A 4,733-nucleotide genomic window follows, 5' to 3' on the forward strand; every position below is an offset into this window, starting at 1 on the left:
GTTTGAACCAGAGGTAATTATTATCCATTAATAAAAACCTATTTAGGATTGCTATACTATTAACTAATTAAACAACTGATTCTATTTTCTGACACAAGCTTTCCAGATAGAATGCTGTTTTTTCTACATCATTAAAATCGAATTTACTAACAGTAGCTTCATATTGCAGATAATTGATAATTTGTTCGGGAAATTTTTCTGGTACTAAATCTTCGGGATGAGTAATTTTAACAATTCCCATTTGTTCCAATTTCCGTACCCGCATAGTTTGTTCTTGGTCTCCATTTCCTGTAAAAGCCATCATCATTGCTCGAACACCAGTCATTAATATATTCATGGTTGTGTTATACCCTGACATACTAATTGATAGTTCGGAATTCTCCATATAATTCAGTAAGTGGGGTGTATAACGTTGAATATTAATATTAGTTTTACCTGTTCCTAAATCTTGCAGTTTTTCCAAACTTCTTGAGGAACAAAAGGTCTGTTCAATAATTAATAATTAATAATTACCTCTTCTTAAAAAGAAGAGGATTGGTTCAGAGGAACTTTTTTTGTCCCTGAAAGGAGATGCTTTAAACCTTAATTTTTCGGTAAACATTTGAATCTGATGAGGTAAACTTTCTTTTAAAATAGGAGCAGTTTTAACTATACATTCTAGCAGTTCATGTCCGAATCTACCACCACCAACACTAACTAAAATTAATGGTTTTTTCTCTTGAATTTTAGTCCTAGTTTCACAATCAACTCTAGGAACTTTTTGAGCAACATATCCTGTATAATGCACCTGACAATTTAAGTCATTGACACGAGAAAAAGTCTCTTCTAACCGAATAAAATTTGGGTCGCTATGAACCAATAACATATCAAAGTATTTATTGATTAATTTACAAACTTTTTCTTCATGGCGTGCCTGATTTTGTTTAGGTACTACAATATCTCGCAAACTACTTACTACTTTTGTTCCTATTTTATTTGCTTGTTTTATCACAGGAATTAATTCTGGAGAAAACCTTCTTCTGCCAAAAGGAAATAACTCAATTATCAGGATATCAGGTTGTAATCCATCCAATATTTCCAGCAACTAATTTTTCCTGGCTTCTAGCACTTATTCTACAGTTTAAAACTCATCAGGAATCAAAAGTTTCTCAAATTATGGATCGGTTTTAATCTCAGGAATATTTACCATTTCCACGCTGTTTGGGATAGGGAATTATTTTATTACTTCACCACCATTGATAAAACAAACATGGAATTTTCTTTCCAAACTTTTGACAATTTTCATGCTTATAATTAGATGCCCGATACCTAGAAGGTGTTGGCAGTAAAACATTACTTTTTTCATTAAATTAATACCTCCATTTTTTGATATTTGCTGTAATTTACTTGACAGGTAATTATTGGCTAAAGTTCCGGATAAATTATCGAAAAAAAAGACCTATTTTTGACTTGCTACTAATGGTTGTGCATCAGGATAATTATAAGCAATGTAGCTGTAATTAGTAGATGTTTCTCTGTAAAGTAACTTGTAAGTCAAGTCAACAATTCGGGGTAATGCGTCCAAATCTAAGTTAAAGAATTTAGGTTGATTTTTAGCAGTATTATTAAGTTTTTCTAGAACTGCTGCCATCAAATTTTCTGGATTTAATAAGTCGGGATGGATTGCCTTGAGTAAACCTACTTTATCCATAGATTCAGCACGAATAAACTGTTCTTTAACTGGCTTAGTTCTCGGCACAATAACTGCTGGTTTTTCCAAGGATAAAATTTCACAAACTGTATTATATCCACCCATAGAAACAATAGTATCCGCAGCATTAATATAGCTTGTTAATTCATCGGTAAACTCGATAATTTTCACATTAGAATACTGTCTTGCTTTTTCATAGAGTTCTTGTTGCTTTTCCTGTGGCATTTCAGGACCACAAATAATTAAACTCGTAATTTTATCTTGTTTTGCTAAATAATATAATCCTGAAATATAGTTGTAAATCAAATAATAACCATCGGCACCACCCCCTGGAGTTACTAACACAAATTGTTCGTCATAATTAATATTTAATTCTTGCCGTATTTCGTCATTATTTTTTCGTTCTGCTCTACGACGAATGTAACCGCAATGCTTGACTTTTTCTGAAATTTTAGCAGGAAATTTATATTCTTTGGTAATGTCAAAAACTTCCTGCATACCAACTACCCAAACTTGGTCGTAAAATAACTCAATTCCTTTATAGTATCCCTTTTTTTTCCATTCTGCGATTGTTTTTTCAGGAGTATCGAGTATATCTCTGAGCAATAGCACTACTTTAGGATAGTAATCAGAATTTTTAATATACTCTAGAGTATCTCTCAACTCTTCTTGCAAACCATAAGGTTTTTTATCTACTAAAATAACATCTGGTTTGAAATTTATTGTTGTTATTTTAATTAACTCAGAACGCAGTTTAAAAGTTTCTTCTGTTTCAGTTCCCAGATATTTAACTGCGAGTTCACCATACTCATTTCTACCAATACATGGAAGCTTAATGTAATCAAGTCCCTTTGGTATCCGAAAACTATGCACTACTGGCGAACTACATATAAGCAATATTGATAGTTGAGGAATTGCCTCTAGTAAGTATCGGCAAATTGTTAGCATTCTACATAGGTTTCCCAAACCATAAGTATCATGGGAATAAACCATTATCTTCATCGAGACTTACCTCATTTTTTGGTTAAAGGTTAAATACTTAATAAATAATAGACAATAGTTAACAACGGGAAAAGTTCTATGGAACCTTCCTCCAAAAATATTTTTTGATCGCAGCACTTACCTAAGGACACTAATTAGGGTTTGCTGAAGTGGGGAGGGTGGGAAGTATGGGAAGTTTAGGAGGTGTGGGGATACAGAGAAAGTAGAAGGAATAAAGTAGAAGGAATAATTTTCCCTTGATTTTTCTGTACTTTTCTGCCTTTTATCCTAACTTTTTGAGCGTTTTCAACTGAAAACCAGGCACTTTTTCAAGGCCATAAAAAGGCTCAAACCTTTATCTGTCATCCTTACAGATTAATTAGCAGAGCAATAATTATATTGACAATATCTAGCTAAAACACAGTAGGGACATTTCACACATTGTTCCTGAAATCTACCCAAATGAAAACCCCTGTAAACTATATTTCTCCTGGTAGTTCTCAACTTTTGTAAAAAATAACCTAGAGGTCTATCCAAGTCAAGTCCTCTAGGTTATTTGTTGAAATTAGAGCAAATTTTTTTTATTCAACCGTATGTCCAGAATTAGTAATTACTTTCTTAATGGACTCTTCAGATGCTTTAGCTTCTACTGTAACTATCTTTTGCTCCACATCCACTTGGACATCAGCTTCAGACTCAAGATTTTTGATTGCTTTAGTAATAGTATCTGCACATCCACCACAAGCAATAGATGGAACTTTTAATTGCATTGTCATATTAAAAATTAGTAAGCTTACTAGAAATTTTTAATCAGTATAGCAGTAGTTATCAATTTCTGGAATTAGGATTAATAATTGGATTTTACCAAGCCGATTTTTTTCCTCCGCTTTGCCACAAACTGAGTTTCTCAACTTTGGCTTTTTCCTAATTCTAATTCCCTTTTTTTATTCAACTTTAACTATAAAGACTAGCAACATATTCTCCATAACCATTGTAAAGTAAAGTCGGACGTTTTTCCCAAGACCAACTCGCACCTTCACTTAATACCCTTTCATTTGCTTGTGACCATCGAGGATGGGGAACTTCAGGATTAACATTGGCTTCAAAACCATATTCATTAGGTATCAAAGTATTCCAAAAAGTTGCAGGTCTTTTTTCTACAAACTCAATTTTTACTATTGATTTTGCTCCCTTAAAACCATACTTCCAAGGAATAACTTCTCTCAAAGGCGCTCCATTTTGTTTTGGTAATGACTTACCATACATTCCCATAGCAAAAAAAGCTAATTCATTAGCCATTTCATCTATTCTTAAACCTTCAGTATAAGGCCAAGGATAACCATTAGCCCAAAAACCAGGACCTTTAGTAATTTCTGAATCGTAAAAAGATGTAAAACGAACATATTTAGCTTTTGATGTTGGCTCCACATCTGCCATTAATAACTTCATAGGAAAACCAATCCAAGGTACCACCATTGCCCATGCTTCAACACACCGAAACCGATATACTCTTTCTTCTAGAGGAAACTTTTTTTGTAGTTCATCTATGTCATAAATACGAGAATTTTTGACTAAACCTGTAACTTCAACTTTCCAATTTTCAGTAGGTAAATTTTGAGCATTTTCCCAAATAGATTTAGTACCGCCAAATTCATAGAAATTGTTATATTTTGTCGCTAAAGCTTCGTCAGTTATTGGTCGATCAACTTTAGCAAAATTGGAATTAGGTGTAAATTTGCCAATAGTTGGTAAAGTTGCTGCTCCAGAAATTAAAGATGTTTTTGAGTTCCCACCACAACTTGTCAGAGTAGATAAAGCAGTAGCACTCAAACCAGCACCAATTAAATTTTTCATAAACCGACGGCGGTTTAAATAAACCTTTTCTGGAGTAATTTCTTTTTCAGGAATTTCCCAAGACTTTTTGATCCGGATTAGTGGCATGATTAATTGTTAGTTACTATGAGGTTAAACTGAAATATCAAAAAATTCTGAATTTTTTATCTAGTTTACAATAAAAAAGTAATTCAAGAATTTAGAATTTAGAATTTAGAATGCAGAATTA

At 32.9% G+C, this 4,733-nt stretch carries 5 protein-coding genes; all 5 read right to left on the reverse strand.

Annotated features, from left to right (window positions below; translation table 11 throughout):
- Positions 1–67: 67 nt before the first annotated feature.
- The 5 genes from AFK68_RS09950 to msrP all read right to left on the reverse strand — a co-directional run bounded on the left by AFK68_RS09950 (position 68) and on the right by msrP (position 4,612).
- Entirely contained in the window at positions 68–463 is a 396-nt protein-coding gene (locus AFK68_RS09950; protein ID WP_210407330.1) for a glycosyltransferase, read from the reverse strand.
- A 39-nt stretch (positions 464–502) separates the two neighbouring features.
- Positions 503–1,084 carry a hypothetical protein gene (locus tag AFK68_RS09955; RefSeq protein ID WP_094672570.1) on the reverse strand — a complete coding sequence of 194 codons (582 nt, stop codon included), beginning with the start codon at positions 1,082–1,084 and terminating at the stop codon, positions 503–505.
- Positions 1,085–1,438: 354 nt separating this feature from the next.
- Positions 1,439–2,683: a glycosyltransferase family protein gene (locus AFK68_RS09960; protein ID WP_210407331.1), complete on the reverse strand. Its 1,245-nt coding sequence runs from the start codon at positions 2,681–2,683 to the stop codon at positions 1,439–1,441.
- Positions 2,684–3,252: 569 nt separating this feature from the next.
- Entirely contained in the window at positions 3,253–3,447 is a 195-nt protein-coding gene (locus AFK68_RS09965) for a heavy-metal-associated domain-containing protein (RefSeq protein WP_094672572.1), read from the reverse strand.
- Between the two features lie 178 nt (positions 3,448–3,625).
- Positions 3,626–4,612 (reverse strand): protein-methionine-sulfoxide reductase catalytic subunit MsrP, encoded by a 987-nt coding sequence (msrP, locus tag AFK68_RS09970; RefSeq protein WP_094672573.1) that lies wholly within the window; start codon positions 4,610–4,612, stop codon positions 3,626–3,628.
- Between the last annotated feature and the right edge of the window lie 121 nt (positions 4,613–4,733).

The organism is Hydrocoleum sp. CS-953 (assembly GCF_002260545.1).
In the GTDB taxonomy this organism is placed as follows: Bacteria; Cyanobacteriota; Cyanobacteriia; order Cyanobacteriales; family Microcoleaceae; genus Trichodesmium.

What these genes read in the sequence shown, in the direction of transcription:
- AFK68_RS09965 (WP_094672572.1), bottom strand. Translation starts at nt 3,447, where the DNA reads ATGACAATGCAATTAAAAGTTCCATCTATTGCTTGTGGTGGATGTGCA.
- msrP (WP_094672573.1), bottom strand. Translation starts at nt 4,612, where the DNA reads ATGCCACTAATCCGGATCAAAAAGTCTTGGGAAATTCCTGAAAAAGAA.
- AFK68_RS09960 (WP_210407331.1), bottom strand. Translation starts at nt 2,683, where the DNA reads ATGGTTTATTCCCATGATACTTATGGTTTGGGAAACCTATGTAGAATG.